Origin of the sequence: Paenibacillus sp. FSL P4-0184 (assembly GCF_038004625.1) — a bacterium.
Taxonomy (GTDB): domain Bacteria; phylum Bacillota; class Bacilli; order Paenibacillales; family Paenibacillaceae; genus Paenibacillus_AQ.
Map to the genome: position 1 here is coordinate 2,643,050 of NZ_JBBORN010000001.1, position 24,577 is coordinate 2,667,626.

The 24,577-nt window shown below is 43.4% G+C and carries 19 protein-coding genes; 16 read left to right on the forward strand and 3 right to left on the reverse strand.

Annotated elements, in window-relative coordinates; translation table 11 throughout:
* Positions 1-290: 290 nt before the first annotated feature.
* From MKY52_RS11400 to MKY52_RS11420, 5 genes are all read left to right on the forward strand, one after another.
* A complete protein-coding gene (locus tag MKY52_RS11400; protein ID WP_042192353.1) occupies positions 291-1,526 on the forward strand; it encodes an argininosuccinate synthase in 1,236 nt (411 codons plus the stop codon).
* A 94-nt stretch (positions 1,527-1,620) separates the two neighbouring features.
* Positions 1,621-3,036 carry an argininosuccinate lyase gene (gene argH, locus MKY52_RS11405; RefSeq protein ID WP_341051428.1) on the forward strand — a complete coding sequence of 472 codons (1,416 nt, stop codon included), beginning with the start codon at positions 1,621-1,623 and terminating at the stop codon, positions 3,034-3,036.
* 146 nt (positions 3,037-3,182) lie between these two features.
* Complete coding sequence (locus MKY52_RS11410; protein WP_341051430.1) at positions 3,183-4,382, forward strand: phosphoenolpyruvate hydrolase family protein; 1,200 nt, start codon at positions 3,183-3,185, stop codon at positions 4,380-4,382.
* A gap of 99 nt (positions 4,383-4,481) precedes the next feature.
* A complete protein-coding gene (locus MKY52_RS11415) occupies positions 4,482-5,690 on the forward strand; it encodes a Tm-1-like ATP-binding domain-containing protein (protein WP_341051432.1) in 1,209 nt (402 codons plus the stop codon).
* 41 nt (positions 5,691-5,731) lie between these two features.
* Entirely contained in the window at positions 5,732-6,568 is an 837-nt protein-coding gene (locus tag MKY52_RS11420; RefSeq protein ID WP_042192344.1) for a phosphoenolpyruvate hydrolase family protein, read from the forward strand.
* Between the two features lie 181 nt (positions 6,569-6,749).
* Here MKY52_RS11420 and MKY52_RS11425 read toward each other — a convergent pair whose 3' ends face one another.
* Entirely contained in the window at positions 6,750-7,538 is a 789-nt protein-coding gene (locus tag MKY52_RS11425; RefSeq protein ID WP_341051434.1) for an alpha/beta hydrolase, read from the reverse strand.
* Between the two features lie 188 nt (positions 7,539-7,726).
* Between MKY52_RS11425 and MKY52_RS11430 the strand changes: the two genes are divergently transcribed.
* From MKY52_RS11430 to MKY52_RS11440, 3 genes are read left to right on the forward strand one after another with little or no spacing between them, the layout of a single operon-like run.
* Entirely contained in the window at positions 7,727-8,278 is a 552-nt protein-coding gene (locus MKY52_RS11430; RefSeq protein ID WP_341051436.1) for a type II secretion system protein, read from the forward strand.
* The gene (locus tag MKY52_RS11435) at positions 8,262-8,807 is read left to right on the forward strand and encodes a PulJ/GspJ family protein (RefSeq protein ID WP_341051438.1); all 546 of its coding nucleotides are present in this window, start codon (positions 8,262-8,264) and stop codon (positions 8,805-8,807) included. The genes MKY52_RS11430 and MKY52_RS11435 overlap by 17 nt, the downstream gene beginning before the upstream one ends.
* A 14-nt stretch (positions 8,808-8,821) precedes the next feature.
* Entirely contained in the window at positions 8,822-10,621 is a 1,800-nt protein-coding gene (locus MKY52_RS11440) for a hypothetical protein (RefSeq protein ID WP_341051440.1), read from the forward strand.
* Between the two features lie 68 nt (positions 10,622-10,689).
* Here MKY52_RS11440 and MKY52_RS11445 read toward each other — a convergent pair whose 3' ends face one another.
* Positions 10,690-15,273: a DUF5057 domain-containing protein gene (locus MKY52_RS11445; protein ID WP_341051441.1), complete on the reverse strand. Its 4,584-nt coding sequence runs from the start codon at positions 15,271-15,273 to the stop codon at positions 10,690-10,692.
* 375 nt (positions 15,274-15,648) lie between these two features.
* On the opposite strand from MKY52_RS11445, the gene MKY52_RS11450 reads away from it, so the two are divergent.
* From MKY52_RS11450 to MKY52_RS11485, 8 genes are all read left to right on the forward strand, one after another.
* Positions 15,649-17,313 (forward strand): GspE/PulE family protein, encoded by a 1,665-nt coding sequence (locus MKY52_RS11450; RefSeq protein WP_076119112.1) that lies wholly within the window; start codon positions 15,649-15,651, stop codon positions 17,311-17,313.
* 43 nt (positions 17,314-17,356) lie between these two features.
* Positions 17,357-18,406 carry a type IV pilus twitching motility protein PilT gene (locus tag MKY52_RS11455; protein WP_341051444.1) on the forward strand — a complete coding sequence of 350 codons (1,050 nt, stop codon included), beginning with the start codon at positions 17,357-17,359 and terminating at the stop codon, positions 18,404-18,406.
* The gene (locus MKY52_RS11460) at positions 18,406-19,611 is read left to right on the forward strand and encodes a type II secretion system F family protein (RefSeq protein ID WP_340973157.1); all 1,206 of its coding nucleotides are present in this window, start codon (positions 18,406-18,408) and stop codon (positions 19,609-19,611) included. The genes MKY52_RS11455 and MKY52_RS11460 overlap by 1 nt, the downstream gene beginning before the upstream one ends.
* Before the next feature lie 167 nt (positions 19,612-19,778).
* Positions 19,779-20,246, forward strand: coding sequence for a type II secretion system protein (locus MKY52_RS11465; RefSeq protein ID WP_341051446.1), 468 nt, complete (start codon positions 19,779-19,781; stop codon positions 20,244-20,246).
* A gap of 67 nt (positions 20,247-20,313) precedes the next feature.
* A complete protein-coding gene (locus tag MKY52_RS11470) occupies positions 20,314-21,063 on the forward strand; it encodes a prepilin peptidase (RefSeq protein ID WP_341051448.1) in 750 nt (249 codons plus the stop codon).
* A 14-nt stretch (positions 21,064-21,077) separates the two neighbouring features.
* Positions 21,078-22,703, forward strand: a complete 1,626-nt coding sequence (pilM, locus tag MKY52_RS11475) for a pilus assembly protein PilM (protein ID WP_341051449.1) — start codon at positions 21,078-21,080, stop codon at positions 22,701-22,703.
* A complete protein-coding gene (gene pilO / locus MKY52_RS11480) occupies positions 22,687-23,292 on the forward strand; it encodes a type 4a pilus biogenesis protein PilO (protein ID WP_341051452.1) in 606 nt (201 codons plus the stop codon). Before pilM ends, pilO begins: the two co-directional genes overlap by 17 nt.
* A 195-nt stretch (positions 23,293-23,487) precedes the next feature.
* Positions 23,488-24,090, forward strand: a complete 603-nt coding sequence (locus tag MKY52_RS11485) for a DL-endopeptidase inhibitor IseA family protein (RefSeq protein ID WP_341051453.1) — start codon at positions 23,488-23,490, stop codon at positions 24,088-24,090.
* Positions 24,091-24,135: 45 nt separating this feature from the next.
* On the opposite strand, the gene MKY52_RS11490 is transcribed toward MKY52_RS11485, so the two are convergent.
* A complete protein-coding gene (locus MKY52_RS11490; protein WP_341051455.1) occupies positions 24,136-24,537 on the reverse strand; it encodes a CBS domain-containing protein in 402 nt (133 codons plus the stop codon).
* Between the last annotated feature and the right edge of the window lie 40 nt (positions 24,538-24,577).

The window sequence follows — 24,577 nt, forward strand, 5'->3', positions numbered from 1 at the left end:
AATTTAAAAAATATAAAATATAAATCACTATATAAATTGAATTAATGTTGAGCGAAGTTAGGTTTTGGACGATGGAGTAATGGAGCGGAATTTTTGGAACTGTAGGAGCGTAGCGTTCGCCTTTATCATCAGATTTCATCCGCATAATGCGGTTTGAAATAAAAGAAATCTGATGATGACAGCGACCGGAAGTCCAAACATTCCGCGTAGTTACGATTAATCGTTAAAGTGCTAGCGAGAGCACAGTTATTTTAATTTATATAGCCCACACGAAAGGAAGTTGCCACACCATGGCTAAAGAAAAAATTGTACTCGCCTATTCCGGCGGACTAGATACATCCGTTATTTTGAAATGGCTTAAAGAAACCTATGACGCGGAGATCATCGCCTTCACAGCCGATATCGGCCAAAAAGAAGAGCTCGACGGTTTGGAAGAAAAAGCACTAGCAACCGGCGCATCGAAAGTATACATCGATGACCTGCGTGATGAATTCGCTAGCGATTTCATCTACCCTATGTTCCAATCCGGTGCGCTTTATGAAGGCCAATACTTGCTCGGAACTAGTATTGCTCGTCCGCTAATCGCTAAGCGTATGGTGGATATCGCCATCGCTGAAGGCGCTACGGCTATCGCGCATGGCGCGACAGGCAAAGGGAACGACCAAGTGCGTTTTGAACTTGGCGTAGCTGCTCTTGCACCAAACATTAAGGTGATTGCACCTTGGCGTTTGGAAGAGTTCCGCAATCAATTCCCAGGCCGTGCGGAAATGATCGCTTATGCGGAAGCTAATGATATTCCGGTACAAGCATCTGCGGCGAAGCCGTATTCGATGGACCGTAACCTGCTGCACATCAGCTATGAGAGCGGCGTATTGGAAGATCCTTGGTTCGATCCAAGTGCACCTGAGAACAAAGGAATGTTCCTACTGAGCAACGCTCCAGAGGATGCTCCGGATGAAGCAGAATATTTGGAACTCGATTTCGTTAAGGGAGACTGCGTAGCGCTGAATGGTGAGTCCTTAAACCCACTTCAAGTGATGGAGAAATTGAACGAGCTAGGCGGTAAACACGGTATCGGACGTGTGGATATGGTTGAGAACCGTTTTGTCGGCATGAAGAGCCGTGGTGTGTATGAGACTCCGGGTGGAACAATCCTGTTCGTCGCTCATCGCAAAATGGAGTCCATCACGATGGACCGTGAAGTGATGAACCTGCGTGACAGCCTGATCACTCGTTACAGCACTTTGGTGTATAACGGTTTCTGGTTCGCACCAGAGCGTATTGCACTGCAAGCTCTTGTAACACAGAGCCAGCAAAATGTAACAGGTACTGTTCGTCTTAAACTGTACAAAGGCAACATCATCGGCGCTGGAGTGAAGAGCCCAGTCAGCCTGTACAACCCTGAAATTGCAACGATGGAAGCTGATCCTACACAAGCTTATGATCAAGGGGATGCAACTGGTTTTATCCACTTGAACGCATTGCGCCTTAAGGTTTCTACAGGTGTAAATGGAGCTTCGAAATAGAACGATAACATAAACTTAAACGGGCAACCCCGAAGGCCGTTCCTCCCGTCAGGATAGGAGCGGCCCTCTGGCGTCCAAGAGGAGGAAACTACAGGTGAGCAAGCTTTGGGGCGGACGGTTTACTAAAGGAACAAACAAGTTGGTGGAGGAATATACGGCTTCCATTGGATTTGATAAGGCTTTGGCCAAAGAGGATGTGCAAGGCAGTCTGGCGCATGTCACAATGCTGGGCAAATGCGGAATCCTTCCACAAGAAGATGTGGAGACGATTAAGCAAGGTCTGAACAAAGTATTGGACAAGGTTAACGCTGGAGAGGTTGTTTTCTCCGTAGCGGATGAAGACATCCATATGAATATTGAAAAACATCTGATCGAGGAAATCGGTCCGGTCGGTGGTAAACTGCACACAGGACGTAGCCGTAACGATCAGGTGGCAACCGATATGCACCTTTACCTACGGGGCCGTGTAGTTGAGCTAGTTAGCTTGCTGCATGAATTACAGGAAGCTTTGATTGAACAAGCCAAAGATAATGTGGAGACGATCATCCCTGGTTATACGCATTTGCAGCGGGCACAACCGATCCTGTTTGCTCACCACTTGTTGGCTTACGTCTCCATGTTCCGCCGCGATGCAGAACGTCTGACGGACAGCTACAAACGGATTAACGTGCTGCCACTCGGAGCAGGAGCGCTTGCGGGAACAACCTTCCCGATCGACCGCCATTTTGTGGCCGAGCAATTGGGCTTTGACAGTGTTTACGAGAACAGTCTGGATGCTGTCAGTGACCGCGATTTCATCGTGGAGTTCTTGGCGAATGCAGCGCTTGTTATGACACATCTATCCAGACTCAGTGAGGAATTGGTACTGTGGAGTAGCACAGAGTTTAGTTTCGTGGAACTGGATGATGCTTTCTGCACAGGCAGCAGCATTATGCCGCAGAAGAAGAACCCGGACGTACCAGAACTGGTACGGGGTAAAACTGGTCGCGTATACGGCAACCTGATTGGCTTGCTGACCGTGCTCAAATCTTTGCCACTCGCGTACAACAAGGATATGCAGGAAGACAAAGAAGGCATGTTCGATACCGTTACTACACTGACTGGTGCACTGCAATTGTTCGCGCCGATGATCTCCACCATGAAGGTGAACAAGGGACGTATGCGTGAAGCTGTGAACACGGACTTCTCGAATGCTACAGATATTGCCGATTTCTTGGTAGGCAAAGGTCTTCCTTTCCGCCAAGCACATGAAGTAATCGGAAAAACAGTGCTCTACTGCATCAACGAAGGCAAGTTCCTGCTGGATCTGACGCTGGAAGAGTTCAAGCAATTCTCACCGCTGTTCGATGAGAATATCTATGCTGTTCTTCAACCGGAAGCTGTGGTTAACGCTCGTAACGTTTATGGCGGCACAGCCACCGTTCAGGTGAAGGCTGCAATCGAACGCGCGGAGCAGACACTGCATGAAGCTAATGAATGGGTTGTAAAACACGGTGACGCTATATTGTAAATCGTATCAATACCAAATCTCGCCTCAGACTTTTATAGGTCGCAGGCGAGATTTTTTTTATCTAAAGGGGCTCTAATTACAACATGACTGGATTCACAGTGTTCTTTACGGTTATCCTTAGATTAGGGATAGGAGGGTGCGTAAGTATGAGTAGAGAGCAAATCCTAGACGAGCTTAGATCGCAATTAAAACTAGGGAATCATATTATTGGAGTAGCCACAGGTGCGGGAATAACGGCAAAGTATGCGAAGCGGGGTGGAGCAGACTTCCTTCTGATGTTAAATTCGGGTAAATTCCGCCAGATGGGGAGGAGCTCTCTCGCTGGGATTTTGCCTTTTTGTAATAGCAATGATATGGTGATGGACTTTGCATCTAGAGAGATCATCCCTTTGGTAAGAGATATTCCTATTATTTTTGGCCTTAATGCAACCGATCCGACAAAAGATATGGAGACCTATATCAGTGAAATAAAGAATAGAGGCTTTGCCGGAATTAATAACTACCCCACGGTTGGATTAATAGATGGTCAATTTGGAGAAGCGCTTGAAGAAGAGGGGAATGGTTATCTACTCGAAGTAGAAGCTATAAGAATAGCCCATGAAAAAGATTTGTTTACCATAGCCTTTGTATTTGATGAAATTCAAGCTACTCAGATGATCGAGGCTGGAGCGGATATTATTTGTGCACATTTAGGCTTAACCGAAGGGGGATTATTGGGAGCCAAGAAGGTATTCTCTCTAGAAGCTGCCAAGGCTAAGGCGGACAAGATTTTTAACACATGCAATGCGCTAAAGCCAGATTTAATTAAATTGGTTTATGGTGGTCCTGTGAAAACGCCAATTGATGTGCAGTATATGTACAGTAATAATCAAAACTTGATGGGGTATATCGGGGGCTCTGCTTTTGAAAGAATTCCCTCGGAGAAGTCCATTACGAATATAACCAAAGCTTTTAAAGTGTCGGGGACGCTGGATGAAGATGATTTTATGGTCAAAATGTTAGACGGCATCACAAAGCACTATGATTATGTTGAATTTGTAAAAGAATATGTAGCTCAAAATTATATGAATGAGATCTTGTTTGCAGATTTAGCTAAGGTGGCCCATGTATCCCGAAGTTACTTAAGTAGTTTGTTTACTAAAAAAGTAGGCTGCAGCTTTCAAACGTATCTCGTACAATTTCGGATGGATAAGGCAGCGGAAATATTACATAGAGACCATATCCAGTTATCTGAGCTAGCACCATTAGTTGGGTACCAAGACTATGCGCAGTTTAGCAAAATGTTTAAGAAGTACAAAGGGTGCTCTCCAAAACAATATAAATCTAACATAAACACAAAAACATAAGACATAAAAGCGTTTTCATTGATAAACCAAAGAAGTATGATTAACTCATAAGTTGATCATGCTTTTTTGTTGTAGATATTTGAAGAGGAGGTTGAAGAAATGAAGACGATTGCCATTGCCGGAACTTTTGACACCAAGGGTGAAGAATATCTCTACATTAAAAATTTGCTGGAAAGCTTGGAGCTAGGTACGTTTACGATTCATACGGGTGTGTTTGAACCCACTTTTACACCGGATATCTCTAACCGAGAAGTAGCAGCAGCCGCGGGTGTAAGTATAGATGAGCTCGTTGCCAAGAAAGATAGGGCACTTGCAACAGAATTATTAGCCAAAGGTATGGAAAAATTAGTACCTGAATTATATAAGCAAGGCAAATTTGATGGAATTATCTCCTTTGGGGGCACTGGAGGGACTTCACTTGTAACCCCTGGTATGCGGGCATTGCCTATTGGTGTACCAAAAGTGATGGTTTCGACCGTAGCTTCAGGGAATACTGCTCCATATGTAGGCACTAGTGATATTGTCATGATGCCATCCGTAGTGGATGTTGCTGGACTGAACTCCATTTCAACAAAGATTTTTACCAATGCAGCTTTCGCCATCGCCGGTATGCTTAAATTTGAGAATAAACAAGTGATAGAGAAAAAACCATTAGTAGCTACAACAATGTTTGGGGTAACAACCCCCTGTGTAACGGCAGCTCGTAACTATCTTGAGGCCAGAGGATATGAAGTGCTTGTATTCCATGCAACAGGTGTAGGTGGCCAGTCCATGGAAGCGCTAATCGAGGCTGGTTTTATTGAAGGTGTATTAGATCTGACCACAACAGAATGGGCGGACGAAATTATTGGCGGTGTGCTAAATGCTGGACCTCATCGGTTAGAAGCTGCTGGAAAACATCATATTCCACAGGTTGTATCGGTAGGTGCGCTTGATATGTGCAACTTTGGCCCTTATGATACGGTACCCGAGAAATTTGCTGGACATAAGTTCTATAAGCATAACCCTACAGTTACTTTGATGAGAACAACGGTAGAAGAGAATGAAGCCATCGGCAAAAAGCTTGTCGAGAAATTAAATATGGCCAAAGAAAAAACGGTATTAATGTTGCCTCTTAAAGGGATATCCGGCATTGATGTCGCAGGGGAAGCCTTTTATGGCGTAGAGGAAGATCAAATGTTATTTGATACCTTGAGAAATGGTGTGAACAGAAATGTTGTCGAGGTTATCGAAATGGAATGTGCCATTAATGATGTAGAGTTTGCAGAAGCAGCAGCTCAGAAGCTAATAGATCTCATGAGCAAATAACACTAACACAGAACATTTAAATAATGATGGAGGCGTTACACATGAACAAAAATACAAGAACTGAAATCATGGCGAAGTTTAGAGAAGAAGTAGCAAATGGAAAAATTCTTTTAGGTGTTGGGGCTGGCACAGGGATTACTGCAAAAAGCAGTGAAGCTGGCGGAGCGGATATGCTGATTGTTTATAATTCAGGAAGATACAGAATGGCAGGTCGTGGATCACTCGCGGGGTTATTATCTTATGGAGATGCCAACCAAATCGTAGTCGAAATGGGCTCTGAGGTTTTACCTGTTGTGAAAAATACTCCCGTATTAGCAGGCGTATGTGGAACGGATCCTTTTAGAGTGATGGAGGTTTATTTAAAACAACTTAAGGAACAAGGTTTCAGTGGCGTGCAAAACTTCCCAACCGTTGGTTTGATCGATGGCGTATTCAGACAGAACCTTGAAGAGACTGGGATGGGGTATGGTTTAGAAGTAGATATGATTAGAGCAGCGCATGAATTGGATATGCTCACCACTCCTTATGTATTTGATCCTGAACAAGCTAAAGCTATGGCAGAAGCAGGCGCAGATATTCTGGTGGCGCATATGGGCTTGACTACCAAAGGTACAATTGGAGCTAAGACCGCTCTTACTTTAGATGATTGTGTAGAAAGAATTGAAGCGATTATTAAAGCAGGGAAAGCTGTAAATCCAGATATTATGGTGATTTGTCACGGTGGACCGATTGCAGAGCCGGAAGATGCGGCGTACGTAATTGAACGGACAGAAGGTATAGACGGTTTCTTCGGTGCATCCAGTATTGAGAGATTTGCTGCTGAAAAAGGGATCACGGAGCAAACAGGATTATTTAAAAAAATCACCAAACAAGCATAAATGCCTTCGACGTCCTTATAAGGACGGTGAGCAATTAAGCGAGAAATATAAGGATAAAGTAGTATGAAATTTATACTCTATCCTTATATTTTAAAAGAACCCTCCGAAGAGGGTAATCTCATTAGAACAGATATTAAGGTGCAGCTTATGGCTGCACCTTTTTGTTGTCTATTAGAAGAAGCTAGTTATTACTCAACGGTAACCAAGCCAATATATCGCGGATTTTGGCATCCCAATAGCCCCATTCATGGTTGCCAGGACCTTCATCGTAGGTGAAATCAAGGGAGGTTGCTCGGCATGCATCGCGGAATTTCAAGTTATCTGTGTACAGGAAATCTTCTGTGCCACAGCATTGATACAGCGCTGGTTTCGGTCCCGTGGAGCGGTTCACTTCCTCAAGCAGCCATAGAAGGTCTTCGGGCGTTCCGGCGATATCTTCTGTTCCGAAGATCATTTCGTATTCTTTGCTTTTGACGGTAGGATCTTCCGCGTTCATAAAATTATGCGCCATATCAAGTGCTCCTGACAAACTTGCCGCTGCTGCAAAAGACTCCGGTTTACGCAGTCCCAGCTTGATCGCCCCGTAACCACCCATCGATAGTCCAGCTACAAAGTTCTCCTCACGTTTATCTGACAGTGGGAAAAACGAGCGCGCAAGCATCGGCAACTCTTCACTAATAAAGGTCCAATAACGGCCGCCAACCGCCATATCCGTGTAGAAACTGCGATGCACATTCGGCATAACTACAGCTATTCCCATCTCTGCTACATATCGTTCTATAGAAGTCCGGCGAAGCCAGATCGAATCATCGTCTGACAAACCGTGCAGCAAATACAGCGTAGGGTGAAGTTCACCTCTAGTTACGTTGCTCATCCCGATTTGTGTGGTTGTTTTTTGCGGCAAAATTACAGTCATTGAGGTATTCAATCCTAGTACTTCCGAATAAAATTTGCACTCTATTAAAGCCATTTCATCCATCCCCTCTCTTTTCAAATGATAGCACAGAGCAAAAGTGAGAGATATTGTAGAAATATCTGAATTATAAGGGTTTTGAGGATTGCTGTAGCTGGATATGAGAGAATATAATGGAAGTAGAAAATTAAGGAAAAAACGTGCAAATATGAAAGCATTCTCGTAGGCGGGAGGAAGAAAGTAGGATGAAATCAGGCCTAAAGCAGGAAAAAGGATTTACATTGATCGAAGTGCTGGCCGCTATTGTGATCTTATCGATAGTTTCACTGGTACTTACGTCTTACTTTACAAACGCCATGAGTTACTCTAAATCGAACCAAAACAAGACGATTATGGTCAATCTGGCGCGGAACGCACTGTTTTATGTGGAGAAGCAGGATTTTGAGAAGATGTGGGATTACTTAACAGAGAACGATTCGCTAGAAGCAACTAAATGTCAAAAGGATACGGATGATTCCGTGAAATGCGATGATTACATACAGCTTGTTGAAGATACTACCATCTTAAATCAGGTTTTGAACCCGTCAATCAATGGGGTCAACTATCAGATCGATATTAAGTATCAGAGTGAATTGCATAACCCAAGCTTAAGCCCAAGCCCAAGTGATTCAGATGAACAGAAGATGGCAGCATATCTATTGCCGGTATTGGTAAAAGTCAGCAGAGTGGATTCTTCTAGTGGACCTCAGACCCAATCTGTTTTGGAGGGATACATTACCGATGAAAAAATTCGTTAACCTTTTCCGCAGGGAGGGTGGATTTACTTTAGTAGAGCTAATTGTAGCACTGTCGTTGTTTACGGTCGCTGCCGGAATTATTTCAGGGATAACAATGTTAGGCTTACGCAGTTATCATAAAATATCGATTGAAAACTCTTTGCGGGATGAAGGGGATTTATTAATGTCCGTTATAATTACGGAGTTGTATACCTTTGCGCCTGATAAGGTTACCCCAACGATGATCCAAAATGCTGATAAGACCCAGATTATTGATAGCTTCATTACGTTAGAACGCCAGGACGGCACCAAATCGCAGATACGAATAGCAAACGGCATTCTTACGATAGCTCCACCCGATGTGATAGATCCTCCAGCGGACACAAGAACTAAGATAGTTTCTAGGCTGGCACAGGGCTCTGCAATTACTTTAGAGTGTCAGAACGGCATTCCTTGTGATAGTGGTCTGATATCGATAGATTTATCGCTGGTTCAGAGCTATAACGGAAGAGATTACCCATTGGAGTTGAAAAGCAAATTCGGATTCTAGGAGGAGTAGGAGGGATGAGGAACCCTAACGAAAGAGGTTCAGCTCTAGTACTGGTTATGTTTGTTGCTCTTCTACTTACGATACTTGGACTAGCTATACTAGGGGCAACGATGGGCGGGGCACAACGAACGGAAACCAGAGAGAACGATGTGCAAAGTTTACACCTTGCGCAGAAGGGGCTGGACGAAGCGGTCGCTTACATACAGACGAAGCTGGATGGACGTAAGGATATTGATCCTGATCATATGGAAGATGAGATTAAAGGTATTGTCGATGAGGTCAAGAATAAAATCGTTGTAGCCGATTATGGTGTAAGTACGCGATTATCGGGAGCGGGTGGCACGATCAAGAGCATCGCTTATGAGAAACAGATTGAAGAAAAAAATAAGTATTATATTAATTTAGCCGCTGAAGCCACAGTAAATGGCGTGAAAAGGCAATTGAAACAAAAAATTGTCATTGATACTTATCCTGATTTTTTGAAGTATGCATTTGGTTCGGAGGCAATTCTGACGTTAAATGGAGCGCCGGCTATTCATGGGAATATTTATGCAGGTAAAGAATTACACATCAGTGATACGGCCGTGTATAAATATAAGGGGATCGTACCTCCTGGAAAAAAGACCGAATATCCTAGAGTAGAGAATGATCCCACTAGCTCAATACTTACGGAGCCTCTCCCTGAAGTGCATGTACAGTCACTGGGAAGTATAAAGTACTCGGGAAACGGAGTGGTAAATACCGCTGTGAATAAAGACAATGCTTCAAGTGTACTCCCTAACATCCTTGGTATTACTAAAGAACAGGTACTTATCAAGCCGCAGAAAAAATTTGTTCAGATTAATGTACAGGAATCGTTCGCGGATAAAGTGGTGGAAGCGACAGGACTGGTAAATTCCAAGGCTGAAATTAAGCAGGCTATTGTGGAAGGGAAATTGGGTAATTACTTAAGTGCAACAGCATTGGAAAGTTTACCTAGTTTCAACTTCCCTTATCCCAAACCTGAGCTTGAAGAAGAGCCAACAGATGAACAAAAAGAGGCTTACAATGTAGCAATGGCGGATTACGAAATAAAAGAAAAAGAATATCAGAATAACTTATTAAAAGATCGGAATAAGTCAGCAATCTATAATGGCAATGGCGATCTACTCATTGACGGGATTAAATACAAGCAGTTGACGTTTAGTAATGATGCCAAAGCAGGAACCTCTTCTAAACCAAAATGGCTCATTGTAAATGGTAATCTGGAGATAAATAACTATAGCTCAGAGCCCAGGAACTTCTTAGAGATACAAGCGAATATTCTAGTAATAGGTAATGTCACGATTAGAGGCCAAGTAAAGTTCAATTCCACTATGTTTGTTTTAGGGGAAACTATAGTAGAAGATGCCGTAATTCAAGGGTTAGGCGCTCAGGAATTGGTACTTATCTCTCAAGGGAAGATACTTATTAATCGAATTGATGCATTCAATAATCCGCCTGCGAAGCTTAAGCAGGAGGAATTTTATATGAAAGCTTTTTTTTACACGGATAGTACAGCTGAGCTGTACGGGGTTGGATCAATATTTTGGTTGAACGGAGGCTTTTTTGCCAAAGATAACCTTACTGTAAATGCAGTATTAGGTGAGGTCAAAGAACCATTAGTTCCTACATTAGGTTTTGATTTTGATCAACAGGATGTGGATCGATATACTTTGGGTCACCGTTTTCAGATCAAATATAATCAGTATGTTTTTGAGCATCAGCAGTCGAGCCTCCCGCGTGTCAAGCAGGTCAATGTGACTGTTGGGCCTTTGGAGCTTGTAAGTCATTAAGGTGAATTTGAAAAGATAATGGGGTACCCTTAAGCGATTACTTAAGAGTACCCCATTGTTCGTGGTATTTAGTATCGATCACCATTCTCGGTAGAATTCGTTACCTTCACAGTAATTGTAGCTTCTACAGGTGCTTTACCGGGAATGCCAGAATCAAAGGTCACTTTAATAAGGGCTGACCCCTTTTTGACACCTGTAACGGTTCCTTTGGTGTTCACACTGGCGATTTCAGGAGAGTTACTTACCCAACTCAACTTATCTTTGATTTGATCTATTTTAATAGAGGTTGGAAACGCCCATAGGATATCGGCTAACTCGAATTGGTGACCTACCTCTATAGTAATAAATTCATCTCTAAATCTTAATCCCGTTAACTCAACGATGTTAACCTCGTGCACTGCACTTACAACCTCACCAGATGTAACTACAATCTGTAGCTTTTCTTTAGGAGTGCTACCAGCATTCAGCCTAGCTGTTGAGCCATCTCCTGAAGGCTCAAGAGTAGCAAAATTGTTGTCAGTAGCTTTAACAAAGCTCCAGGTTAGAGATTCTGCTGAAGAGTTATCAGCATCGGTAGGGTTCTTAATCGCCTGTAGATCAATTTGACCTTCGATCAATACCGTTGTTGGCCCCGTAATCGAGAGTGTTAGTGGGTTAGTGATTGTAATTTCCATACTCGCACTTTTCTCCTCTTTATTACCCGGATTAACAGTAACGTTTACACGGTATTTACCTGACTGCGTTACACTGAATCTCTTCTTGCTATCATCATTTGGGTAGTCTGGATCAGAGGTCAGTGCGGGAACAGTAGCTCCTGTAATGACATTAGTGACAGACCAGGTGTAGGGAATTTTAGGATTCTCTTTATATTCAGCACTAAAAGGATAAAATGTATTCACTATGCCAGCTGTACGTCCTTCAAGTGTTAATGAATGATCACTTCGTAAATCTTTTACGGTTATGATCGCAGTAGCTGAAGCATTGCTTCCGTCCATAGCCCTCACAGTAATGCTAGCAGTTCCTACTGCTAGCCCAACAACATCACCGCTGCTAGGTTCTATTTGCACAATCGATTCATTATCTGTCGACCAGAGGAATACAGAATTACTTAAATCTGAAGGTGTAACGTTTGGGATCAGTCGAATCTTATCTTCTACATAAATAGTTTTGTCCTCTAATTGCAGAGCTTTAATCTTATATTCGGCTGTAAAGGTTAAGGTCTCAAACGAAATCGTAGTACGCGCTAAATTAGCTGATGAAGGATCTGTTGGTGCTGGGACAGGCAGCGGATAGATTTCTTCTGGCAAATTGCCGGTAAAAGGAAAATGAAATAAAGTCGCTGAACTCATAGTCATTGAAGCTCCAATGATTGTTCCATACACCTGTCCTCCATCGAATGTTATGGCAGACCGTGGCGCTAGAATGGTTCCGTATACGTTGGCTTGAGATATCCTTAGTTTATGAGGATCGTTAGGATCCGTCTTAGTTGTAGGAAAATTGAATAGTACACGGCTACCATCACTGCCAAGTGGGAAATGTAAGAACGGTTGGTCTGCGCTATCCTCATTAACATTAACAATTACGGTTGATCCTTGAGGAACCTTAAGTTCGGAACTGTTAAGTGTATTTAACACTGAAGTAGAAATATTAACAATATTGATAGATGAGTTACCTGTTACTGTAAGTTTTCCGTATTTATGAGTCTCTGAAGCATTGGAAGGCAGCTTAGCAATAGCATCAGAGAGCCCAAGGAGATAACTCTCATGCTTGTTGAAATTGAGAAGTTCTCCGTATGTGATAGTACCATTTTGGATAGAACCAGGCCGTTGGTCTTTGACGGCACCTTTAACCAATATGTTTCCGTAAACCGTACCTTCAGGAAGAGAAACATCTCCACCCGTGACAATACCATATGGAACTTTGTCTTTGAATTGTTCATTTACTGTAATACCAGCGTTGTTGAAGTTGACTGTGCTCCCGGAAGCTAGTGGTCCTTTAATAGTTCCGCCACGAAGTGAGGTTGTCTGAAGGATAAATGCGTTATATTCATTTGTGATTGCCAGTGGTGGCAATGTAGCGTGAATATCGACATAGGTAAGCTTGGAATCATTTAATGCATAGGTTTGGGTCTGAGTCGGAGTAACCGTGATTTGGAACGTGATCGGTTGCTCAGAATCAGGTTTATAGATCTGTTTGCCATTCTCCGTCTTTAATGAATAAGTTATGTTACTTAGATTACGTGTCAATCTATATCCGCTAGTCACATTCCCCGTGACGATCGTACCGGCTGGTAGTTCTCCTGCAATCTCCAGGTTAGGTGGAAAGTTCTCGGTAAATACAATATCCGATATCAGTTGTGTGTTGTAGGCCTGATTGGTGGTGCTGACGTTTTCAAAAGGTACAGGTTTTGGTGTAATTGAATAACTAAGGGTTACATTTTCTCCCCGCTCTACTTTCCCAGTTATAGTAGCGTTCTCAGAAAGAGATCGTGTCACACTCAAGTTAGAGTTTATTTGCAGGACATTTACTCTGATCGTTTTACTTGAGAGCGCACCGTTTTGGTCCCATGCGTTAATCTCAATATCAAGTGCACCACCCTCCGGAAGTGGATTGTTAAATGATTGATAAATATTTTGGCCCGATTTAATGCTCGTTTTGCTCATTACAGGCGCATCCAAATACTTACCATTTGTTTTGAAACGGACTTCAGTCGTCAGATCCCGATCGTTAAAGTCCAAGTCAGTTACTGTATAGTCGACAAGCAATGTTTTTTGATAAGAAGGAATAGATGAATTATTGGTCGGTGTATGCACGGTAATCTCAGGAGCATGATTAGCACCTATAAAAGCACGATACATGGTATTGACGAATAGCTTTTGTTCCCAAATAGGGAATTTTTTTAGATTGGCCGGAATATCACTTACTCCAAAAAAGTGACCTGTACCTGAGTAGGTAATATTACCTTTGGAATATGTGTAATATTGATTCCAGCTATCTTCGGTATCACGTTGGTATTTATTATATTCTCCATTTGGTTTAATTGAGGTACCTTCAGGCATACTCTCAATGTTATACCAGGAGACCACCTCAGGGTCTTCCAGGTTAAGCGTAAAGTACTGGTTATGTGTTGGTGCAATTTGCGGTTGAATGATATCGACCTGCTTGTTGTTGGCGTCCCTCTTGCTCAGATAAAAAGGATATTGCATCAAAAGCCCGTCATTCACAGGTTTAACTTTTGTGGAAAGATTGATGGCATTGTGGCCTAAGTTGGTCTCGGGGTTCATCTGGCCAGTGATGCCCATGAAATTATTGATCCAGTTCTTTTTATTCGCATCTAAATTAATAATGGTATCGTGAGTGAACAAGGCGCTTTGCTTAAAGGTACCAGTAAATTGTGTGATAGCGTTGATCGCATTAGTATTCAAATTAGATTTTTTATAGTATTCATCTACAAATCCAAAGATGAGCATGTCATAGGTGCCATTTAGTCCGTAGCTTTGTGTTGCAGCATATTTTTCATTCACATATGTGTTAAATTTGGTCATAGTTTTGACCTCTATATTAAGTTGATAGTCAGTTGTATTCAAAAACAGCGGATCCATATTACTAGTGTTCAGGAGGCTGCTTTCCGTTAAATTGTCCGGCATAACCTGAAGGATATTTACGATAGTCTTTTCTCCACGGTAACGAATTACGCCGCTGTCAAAATCCTTTAATTGCGAACTATGATAATCATTGATTTCTAGCTTCCAGTAGAGTAATCCAGAGTAAGTTTTTGGCAAAGTGTATTCGATAGTTCCACTGGCAGTATTAATTTCTGTTTCAGCAACGACCTGTTTTTCTCCCATTTTGATGGACTTATCAAGACCGATATATAGTTTGACTGAGAGCGGAGAGTTTTGTGTTTTAGGTGCGTTGGTGATATTGAAATTAAAAGAAAGCTTCTCCCCAGGAACATAGATTTTGCTGTTAGTTGCATTAGGGTCATAGTTGGGAATTCTGTTCGTAATTTGAAGACGAGGGCGTTTTTTTAAGTCGTTTACGTATTTGGAGTCTTGTTTTTTCAAATCGGCAAAAATATCCGCGAGTCCAGTGTCATCTACAAACTTAACTTTTGGGTTGGATGAGGAAAGACGGTAACTGTTAAAAGAGCTGTACAGTATACCTTGTTCTGCTTGTGGTTTTTTATCTTTGTCATTAAAGGGTTGGCTATGAAAGAAAACATATAATCCTTTATTAATAAATTCCTTCGTAATTTGATCTGCCTTCAGATGAGTGATATCGTTTTTCATATTTTTGGTGTCCAGTGCCTTAGCTCTATTTTCCTCCGAGGCTGGTTGCTGATTACTCACTTGTGCAGGATTGTAAGTCCCCTTCCCGATATAAATCGCATCGTATCTTCCATCCAGATCATCCCGCAGCGCCACAAAGCGCTTCATACTCATCGTGTCAATTGTAAGGCCAGATATTCCCGTATTTAGAGACGCAAGCTCGCTAACTCCATTCTCCGTAACCTCAAGCATACGAATCTGATAATCATTTGAACTGGCTTCTACATTCGTGAAGTGGTTTTTGAGTGGCAGAACAAGCAGAAGGAGAAGCAAGATCGTTACTGTAAAAAGATAGATCCGTTTGTTACTGGTAAATTTCATGGTCATCTCTCCCTGATTGTTAACTATTGGTAGATATGGTCGAATTGTATGTTGTATATGCTAGATTACGACAGTTTTATCAGCTCAATTTGTTGTAAAATTATCCAATCTATGTTATATACATTCTAGGACATTTAGCATTGATAGACAACATAAATCTATTGAAATATACCTATAAATTTATTACTAAAGTCCCAATTCTATTGAAAAATACGCTAGTTTGACAAAATTGATGAATCCGTAATTATGGAAAAAATAATTTTCATATTTTGCAGAAATAGAACTGGTAATTTATCTTTGGTTATTCCTAGTATTATCCATTATTGAGGTCGGTGTAAAAGTATAACCAATAACGGCATACGGAGCTGAACGGACATGGCCATCGCCAAAAAGAGACTTGGAGATTTGCTGGTAGAAAATAATATTATTTCGCAGGAACAGCTGCTTGAAGCACTTGCGGAACAGCGTAAAAGCAAGCGTAAGCTTGGCGATCTGCTAATCTCTCAAGGCTATATTACGGAGCAGCAGCTGATTGAAGTGCTTGAATTCCAGCTCGGCATTCCGCATGTCAGTTTATTTAAATACCAGATTGATCCTGCGATCACGCAGATTATTCCTGAAAGTATGGCTAAGCGTTATCAGGTGCTTCCCTTCTTGAAAGAAGGCGGTAAGCTGATGGTTGCGATGGCCGATCCGCTAGATTATTTTGCGATAGAAGATTTGCGAATGAGTACAGGGTTCCGGATCGAACCCGCTATTTCCACTAGGGATGAGCTACAGCGGGCGATTGCGCGTCATTATGGCATGCGTGATTCTATGAATCAGATGCTAGTAGAGCTCCCGACACAGGAAGAAATAGAAGAAACGGAGATTACAGACGAGGACTCTCCAATTGTCCGTTTGGTCAACCAGATGATTCAGCAGGCTGTTGCTCTGCGGGCGTCTGATATACATATGGATCCAGGTGAGAATAATCTAACGATCCGCTACCGCATTGATGGAACTTTACGGACAGAGCGCATTATTCCTAAGCAAATGCAGGGCTTTATCACCGCTCGTCTGAAAATAATGGCCCGACTGAATATCGCAGAACGACGTTTGCCACAAGACGGCCGAATCAAAATGCAGTTTGATTACAAAATGGTAGATATTCGTGTATCCTCATTGCCGACGATGCATGGAGAGAAGATTGTACTGCGGTTGCTAGATTTAAGCACTGGTGTCAAATCTGTAGATGCTTTGGGATTCAGTGAGGGGAATGCAGAAGCTTTTAAGGAAATGATTGCTCGTCCTTATGGAATTCTGCTAATTACTGGACCTACAGGTAGTGGAAAAACAACGACTTTATATTCAGCGCTGAATCAACTCAATGTAGAAAGTGCAAATATTATCACGGTTGAAGATCCAGTGGAATACCAGCTTGAGGGTGTAAACCAGGTACACGTAAACTCAGCTATTGGTTTAACCTTTGCCGCGGGACTACGTTCGATTCTCCGACAAGATCCGAATATTGTAATGGTCGGTGAGATACGCGATGCAGAAACTGCTGAAATTGCGGTTCGCGCCTCATTAACAGGTCATCTAGTGCTGTCTACTTTACATACAAACGATGCGATTAGCTCCGTCTCTCGTTTGCGAGATATGGGTGTAGAGCCTTATTTAATTGCCTCCTCATTAATTGGTGTGGTAGCGCAGCGGCTTGTTCGCAAAATCTGCACCGACTGTAAAGAAACCTACAAACCATCTGAGCAGGAAGCGATTATGCTACGTAGCTTAGGATTGCCAGCAGATGAATTACATCGTGGCCGAGGTTGCGGTAGTTGTAGCAGTTCTGGTTATCGTGGCCGAATAGCGATTCATGAGGTACTCAGCATTGACGATCATTTGCGGCAGCTTATTACGAACACTGCTTCGGTAGAAGAACTGCGTGTCGCAGGTAAAGCGCGTGGACTTGTACAACTGATGGATGATGGACTACTCAAGGTTAGTCAGGGAATCACGACGTTACAAGAGGTCATGCGCGAGACGGTCTCACATTAGGATATATAAGGTGTATTGCATTTTAATCTAGGGGGAGCAGCGGATGCCAACGTATACGCGGGATATTAGACAGCTTTTGCAGACGGCTTACTCCTCCAAAGCTTCCGACTTACATATCTCTGTAGGCTCGCCTCCGGTGATACGTATGGATGGAACGCTTTACCCACTTGAGGGTGCACCAGTAACAGCCGATGAAGCTGCAGAAATGGCAGAAGCGCTGCTTGGCAGTGAACGAAACGAAGTGTTTCGGAATGCAGGTGAGGTGGATTTCTCTTATCCGCTTGATGGCGGCGTAAGATTTCGGGTGAATGTCTATCGTCAGCGGGGTGAGATTAGTATTGCTGCCCGGGCAATTCCAGCAGAGATTCCGAGTCTAGAACAGCTGTCGATGCCTCCGATTTTGTCCACTTTGTCACTTAAACCACAAGGTTTGATATTAGTTACAGGGCCTACGGGCAGCGGTAAATCCTCTACGTTAGCAGCTATGCTGAATTACATTAACAAGACCGAAAGCAAGCATATTGTGACACTTGAAGATCCTATAGAATTTCTGCATAGTCATGGAACCTGTCTAGTGGATCAACGTGAAGTGGGCAGTGATACAGCTAGTTTTGCGAGTGGACTACGTGCCGCGTTACGTCAGGATCCAGATGTTATTCTCGTTGGAGAGATGCGGGATCTGGAGACTATTACAGCAGCAGTTACTGCCGCGGAGACAGGTCATCTAGTGATGGCAACCTTACATACAACAGACGCGCCACAGACGATTGATCGAATTATTGATGCATTTCCGGGTCATCAGCAGGGGCAGATCCGTTCACAGCTAGCCTCAGTATTACTGGCAGTTGTCAGTCAGCGGTTGTTTCCAAGAGCAGGTGGAAGGGGACGCATATGTGCAACGGAGATCTTGGTCAATACACCAGCCGTAGCCAACCTCATTCGTACGGAAAAGACACATCAGATTAAAAATGTAATGCAAACCGGACGCGCGCAAGGTATGCATACGTTGGATATGAGTATCCGCGACTATTTATCACAGGGGTTCATTGAACCAGCAGCAGCTAAGTCGTTTATGGCGGAGGTGAGTAGCTGATGCCTCTTTTTGAATATCAAGTAAAGACAACCGCAGGCAAGTCCATTAAAGGAAAGCTAACCGCAACAGATAAGCCTACGGCAATGGAGGAGTTACGCAAGCGGGGCCTTACGGTATTCTCGCTGATCGAACGCAAAACAACGATTCTCTCAATGGATATTTATATCGGTAATCCAGTTAAGCCACTTCATTTCATCATTTATTGTAGGCAGTTTGCCACGCTTATGCGTGCTGGAGTGTCGATTGTAGATGCAACACGTATTTTGGCCGAGCAGACTGAGAGCAAACCGCTCCGTAAAGCACTTGTGGAAGTGAATTCAAGCCTGATGCGCGGAATCTCGTTCTCACAAGCTGTTCAGGATCATAAAAAAATCTTCCCGCAGCTATTCGTCAGCATGATCCGTGCCGGAGAGGAATCAGGTGATATTGAGGGGACGCTCGACAGACTGGCGATGTTTTTTGAGAAGCAGCATTCCACGACGGAGAAAATCAAATCTGCGCTCACTTACCCGATTACCGTCGGGGTTATGGCGATTGGAGCGGTTATATACCTCCTATGGGCGATTGTTCCGCAGTTTGTAACAATGTTTGAATCGATGAATGCGGAGCTTCCGGCAATTACGAAGATGGTACTGGCCCTTAGCAAAAGCATTCAAGGTCAATGGTATTTCTGGATACTCGGAGTTCTTCTCCTAGTGATAGCTTTTCAGATTACAAAACGCACAGAAAAGGGTGCCTACGCACTCGATTATGCCAAGCTGAAGATTCCGGTGTTCGGCAAGCTGAATCAAAAAGGCTCGATTGCTCAGTTTACGCGAACTTTTTCATCTCTATATGCCAGCTCAGTTCCGATCCTGCAATCCTTGGTGATTGTAGAAGAGGTAGCAGGAAATAAGGTCATTGGAGGATTTATCCGTAGTGCAGGAGACTCTCTGAGACAAGGGAATCCACTATCTGAACCTCTAAAAAAAGCCTGGGTTTTCCCACCGCTTGTTACACAGATGATTGCGATTGGCGAAGAGACGGGGGCGCTCGACACGATGTTGTCTAAGGTAGCTGATTTCTATGAGATGGACGTAGAAAATACCGTCGATCGTCTGAAGTCACTGTTAGAACCATTGCTGATTGCTTTTCTAGCAGGTGTTGTAGGTGTGATTGTGGCCGCTATTATGCTGCCGATGTTCAGTCTGTATGGCAATATGTGAACCTTGCGGTTCCTTGTAAATATTGAGAGGGGTGACGCCGGGGAGGCGGGGCAGGGTTGCAGATCCTTTGCTAGCGCTAGACAAGGAAGGACGAGCATTGTAGCGGGATTCATGGAAATAAAAGATATAGGCTGTACCATCACACACCACTTAGAGGGGGAATTAAAATGTTAGCACAAGCCATTAAAAGAAGATTGAGCAAAGAGGAAAATCAAAAGGGGTTTACGCTGATCGAGCTATTGGCGGTTATCGTTATTTTAGGGATTATTGCGGTTATTGCGATACCGATGATTAGTGGGATTATTAGTAATACAAAAGATGATGCGGATGTTGCAACGGCACGCCAGATATATGATGCTGCCAGATTATATGTTATTGCTGAGAAAAAGGGTGAGTTTGCTACAACTCCTGCTTTGTCAATAGATGTAACAACACAACTCATTGACAATGGTTATTTAGAAAAGGGTGTCGTGCTTCCAAGTAATAAGGAAGCAATTACTGAAGCGAAAGTTAACTTTGCTACTGATGGATCTTTAGCAGCATCTAATGCAGTAGTAATTAAAACAAATTCTCTTAGTACTGATGCTTTGTCTAAAAAATACTCATCGACACAAATTATGAAAACTGAAAAATAGCAGTCCCCCAAAGGAATCGGACTTCCCGATTCCTTTTTTAAAATCCAAAAGCCAACAGAGGACATCCATGACGATATTCATCGCAAGTTACATCACCTTATTGGGCCTGACTCTAGGCTCCTTCTATAACGTAGTGGCACTGCGGGTGCCAGCTAAGGAATCGTTGCTTAATCCACCGTCACATTGCCCGAACTGCAATACGCGGCTAAAGGGGCGGGATTTGTTTCCGGTGATAAGCTTCCTGCTGTCAGGAGGTAAGTGTCGTTACTGCGGCACAAAGGTGTCGCCTTTATATCCACTAGGAGAAGCGGCAACGGGTTTGCTTTTTCTATGGGTGTACTTGCAGTTTGGGCTGACGGCGAAGGGGATTCTTGGATTCATTCTGGTGAGTCTGGCGGTTATTGTGACGATTGCCGATTTGAAGTACATGCTGATTCCGAACAAGGTGTTGCTGTTCTTTTTGCCGATCCTGCTCATTCTTGTATTGCTCTTTCCAGAGGGGCCGTTATGGCATCACTTGCTGGGAGCTATGCTTGGGGGAGGAGCTCTTATCCCCTTTGTTCTGTTAGGAGGGATGGGTGCCGGGGATGTGAAGTTATTTGCGCTGCTGGGCTTGGTCATCGGATTTCCTAATGTGATTTTGGCTTTTCTAATGGCTTGTCTGCTTGGAAGTGTGGTCGGAGGACTGCTAATGCTGCTCGGAATCATCAAACGCAAACAACCGGTTCCTTTTGGTCCATGGTTAGCAATAGGTGCTTTAATTAGTTTCGGATATGGTTCAGACATAATCGGCGCGTATCTCTCGCTCATCGGATAGGAGGACATCGACATATGCTTGGATTAGGCTCTAAAGTGGCCGGGCTTTCTATTGAAGCTACCGGTATTCGTTATATTAGTTTTAAGAATAAACAGTCATGGGAAGTCCGCAAAAAACGATATCTCCCGCTCCTTCCAGGCATGATCATTGAGAATCAGGTGGCGGATAGCGAGGCGCTTTATGACCGGGTCAGGCAGTGGGTGAGGAAGGAAGGGTTAAGGGGCAGCAAGGTTTCCTTGTCGATTCCACCTTCGCAGATCATTATCCGCAAAATGAGTATCCCAAGTACCAACGATAAGCAGGTTGAACAGCTCGTAAAGCTCGAAGTGGAGACGGGGCTGCATTTGCCATTTGAAAATCCTGTTTACGACTATGTGACGCTCGAAGTGGATGAGGAACATAGCCATTTGCTCGTATTTGCCGCTCCGCGGAAATCGATACAGGATTATGTAGAGATTTTGGAGCGTGCGGGTCTTCGAATAAGCAGTGTTGAAATTTCGGCTACCGCCTTGGCGCGAAGTATAGCAACTGGACATGGGGAAAGCTTTGCGGAAACGATGCTGATTAATCTAGAGCCATCCGTCATGGACGTTTATATGTTCAGAAATGGTAATCCGGTGTTCATTCGTACGATTAACTTGCTTGATCTGCATAAAGGTCGAAATGTTGCGGCATTGGAATTTATGGCAGACAGTGAAGTTTTGGCAGAAACAGCAGTTGCTATGGAAGAGCAATTATCACCGGAACAAATGGTGGAGATCACTGCGGAAATCTCGAGGATGCTCAGCTTCTACCAATATAGCTTGCACGATGGCTCCACTCGTATCAAAAACTTAGTTATAACAGGTGTCCCATCCATTCGCAAACAGCTAGATCTAGAGCTTCAGCAGTCGTTGGCAGAACTCGACATTACACCGATAAGCCTAGACCAGATGGGTAAAGATACTGTATCTGATCTTGAGTTAAATGATTACCGAGTAGCAGCGGGGACAGCTCTAAAAAGCATCATCAGCGTGAATACGATTGACCTACTGCCGAGAGAAGATCGGGAGACGTTATTATTCCCCTATGTGACCATGAGTCTTGTGGCGATCTGGCTGGTGGGAACGATTGGGACGGGGATTTATTTTTCGGCTAATAAGGGTCAAATCTCTAATGGTAAAGAGGAACTACAAGGCTTGCAGGATCGCAGTTTAATGCTACAGGTAGAGCTTGGGAAGCTTAAAAACAGCGGACCTGGGCAGTTAGATCGGAAGACGGCAATCGCAGAGGTTCAGAACAATAAGGTGATTGCTGTTCCCATACTAGATGAATTAGTCAAAGGGTTACCACCGGGTTCTCTGCTCCGTGACATTAACTACACCTACCGGACATCGATTGACCTGACTGTAAATGTACCTACTATGGTAGATGCCTCTAACTATTTAAGACAGCTGCGTCAGATGTCCTTCACGGTGGATGCTTCTATTTCGAAGCTGACCGAAGGAACTGTGAATCAGAGTGCGGGACCAACGAATGCAGCCATTTCTTTAAATATGTATACAGCGATTTATAAAGTGAACTTAGCAGCAGATAAGTCGCAAAAGAATGGAACGGATGCAAGCCAAGAGGAGGTGAACAGCGATGGAACAGTTCAATAAGTATCGCTCTCCAATCGTGCTGGGTGTATTGATTCTGTTTTTAATGCTGTTTGCCTTTTATATGCTGGGTGTTCAACCGACAAATAAGGAAATATCCGCACAGAACGCCGAGATCAGCCAGCTGGGAAAAGAAGCAGAGATTCTTCAAACTAAAATTAATGAACTAAAAAGCAGCGCTACTTCTTTAGATTCCGAACAACAGGAACTTCTGGCAGCACTCCCGAAAGGCGATGACAGCGAAGGATTGATTGATGATTTACGAGAGGTTGGGATGTCCTCACAGGCACGCTTAAAGGATGTCAGCTTTATTTTGGATGAGGCTAATCCGATTCAGCAAATGACTGGTTCGGCTGAAGTGCTGTTCCCGACGGTCAAACAAGTCAAAATGACTGCTGTAGTAGAAGGCACCTATACAAGCATACGGCAGTGGATGGATGAGCTACAGGCGCTGGCACGTATAGTGAATGTAGACTCATTTAATTTCCAACAATCCTATGAAGAGCGATCTAAGGATAGTCCTGAAGGTATCTTGACAGCTAACGTAGCTTTCACAGCTTATTATGAGGTTGTTACTCCTTCTTCGAATTAGATCTCTAACCGTTGTAATAACACTATTTCACGACTCCACTTTTCCTGTAAATCAGGAGGGTGGATTTTTTTCGTTACTATAAAATATAAATGCGTTTTCATTCCTCTGTTTATTGGGTATTTTAGCTTGCGGGGTGCATAAGCTGGAACAGTGGCTATCGCCTGTATTTTTCAGATGACAAAGGAGGAATTAAGAATGAACAAAAAGTGGATGATTGGTTCGTTGGCCCTTTCCATAGGCCTTATCTCAGCAAGTGGGGGAGCTATGGCAGCTTCGCCGTCAGCAGGAAGTACGGCAATCAAGAAGGTGGCTGTGTCTGCGCCTGGGAAAGAGGGCCCTGCTACCATCAATAATTTGACGGTGAAAAGCATCATTCCGCTGGTAGTCCATGCAAGAGCTCTTTATTTCTATAGTAATCGAGGCGGAAACATCTTCCCGATAGAAACCTTCACGTATAAAGCGCAGGGGTACCGTTATCTTTCCAGTGACATTGGCACAAAGACGAAGCTGATGAATTACATAAAAAAAGCCTACACTCACAATGCAGCGGCATATTATGTGCAGACTCAATTTTTGGAGTATAACGGAAGAATGTCGCAGGTTAATGCAGATGTGGGCAATTTATTAATGTATGAAAAAGCCACCGCCCGCATGCTCTCCAAAACTGCGACAACCGCTGAATTTGAACTGACCGTTCCTTATCCAGGTGCGCAGGAAAGCAGTGAGTCGGTGTATGTGAAGCTGAAGAAAGTGGAGGGATACTGGAGAATTGACACGTCACCGGATATTCTTTTCTGAGGAAAGGGGAAGGTATTAGAGGAAAGATGATGGTATGGCTATGAACTAACTGCGCTTCAGGTCAGAGATATAAACAACACCTGCGAATTTGCCTTTACGGGTAATGATGACACAGTCATTCTTCATAGGATCTGGGCGGCTCATAGCAGTAGCTAATACGGATTCAAGTGGAGTGGAGATATCAAAAATGAGTGGCGTTTTGTTCATGAGCTTCATGGCAGGTTCTTTGTAGAACAGATCTACTCCTGATCTTCCTGTGGCTTTTAAAAAGAAACGGTCGCTCATTAACAATCCAAGCGGCTCATTCGTGGCGTTACAGACAACGATGCATTTAGATTCTGGATGCTGGAACATTACGCGAAGGGCTTCTCTGCAAGTACGTGAGGCAAAAATAGCAGGTGCACTGCGGACAATATTAGAGAGATCATTTACAAGAGCTGTTGACATGGTGTTCATCCTTTCTGATTATAGATCTATTTCTAATGTA

Coding starts and splice junctions, on each gene's coding strand:
- MKY52_RS11400 (WP_042192353.1), top strand. CDS start 291: ATGGCTAAAGAAAAAATTGTACTCGCCTATTCCGGCGGACTAGATACA.
- MKY52_RS11410 (WP_341051430.1), top strand. CDS start 3,183: ATGAGTAGAGAGCAAATCCTAGACGAGCTTAGATCGCAATTAAAACTA.
- MKY52_RS11415 (WP_341051432.1), top strand. CDS start 4,482: ATGAAGACGATTGCCATTGCCGGAACTTTTGACACCAAGGGTGAAGAA.
- MKY52_RS11420 (WP_042192344.1), top strand. CDS start 5,732: ATGAACAAAAATACAAGAACTGAAATCATGGCGAAGTTTAGAGAAGAA.
- MKY52_RS11425 (WP_341051434.1), bottom strand. CDS start 7,538: ATGGCTTTAATAGAGTGCAAATTTTATTCGGAAGTACTAGGATTGAAT.
- MKY52_RS11430 (WP_341051436.1), top strand. CDS start 7,727: ATGAAATCAGGCCTAAAGCAGGAAAAAGGATTTACATTGATCGAAGTG.
- MKY52_RS11435 (WP_341051438.1), top strand. CDS start 8,262: ATGAAAAAATTCGTTAACCTTTTCCGCAGGGAGGGTGGATTTACTTTA.
- MKY52_RS11440 (WP_341051440.1), top strand. CDS start 8,822: ATGAGGAACCCTAACGAAAGAGGTTCAGCTCTAGTACTGGTTATGTTT.
- MKY52_RS11445 (WP_341051441.1), bottom strand. CDS start 15,273: ATGAAATTTACCAGTAACAAACGGATCTATCTTTTTACAGTAACGATC.
- MKY52_RS11450 (WP_076119112.1), top strand. CDS start 15,649: ATGGCCATCGCCAAAAAGAGACTTGGAGATTTGCTGGTAGAAAATAAT.
- MKY52_RS11455 (WP_341051444.1), top strand. CDS start 17,357: ATGCCAACGTATACGCGGGATATTAGACAGCTTTTGCAGACGGCTTAC.
- MKY52_RS11460 (WP_340973157.1), top strand. CDS start 18,406: ATGCCTCTTTTTGAATATCAAGTAAAGACAACCGCAGGCAAGTCCATT.
- MKY52_RS11465 (WP_341051446.1), top strand. CDS start 19,779: ATGTTAGCACAAGCCATTAAAAGAAGATTGAGCAAAGAGGAAAATCAA.
- MKY52_RS11470 (WP_341051448.1), top strand. CDS start 20,314: ATGACGATATTCATCGCAAGTTACATCACCTTATTGGGCCTGACTCTA.
- pilM (WP_341051449.1), top strand. CDS start 21,078: ATGCTTGGATTAGGCTCTAAAGTGGCCGGGCTTTCTATTGAAGCTACC.
- pilO (WP_341051452.1), top strand. CDS start 22,687: ATGGAACAGTTCAATAAGTATCGCTCTCCAATCGTGCTGGGTGTATTG.
- MKY52_RS11485 (WP_341051453.1), top strand. CDS start 23,488: ATGAACAAAAAGTGGATGATTGGTTCGTTGGCCCTTTCCATAGGCCTT.
- MKY52_RS11490 (WP_341051455.1), bottom strand. CDS start 24,537: ATGTCAACAGCTCTTGTAAATGATCTCTCTAATATTGTCCGCAGTGCA.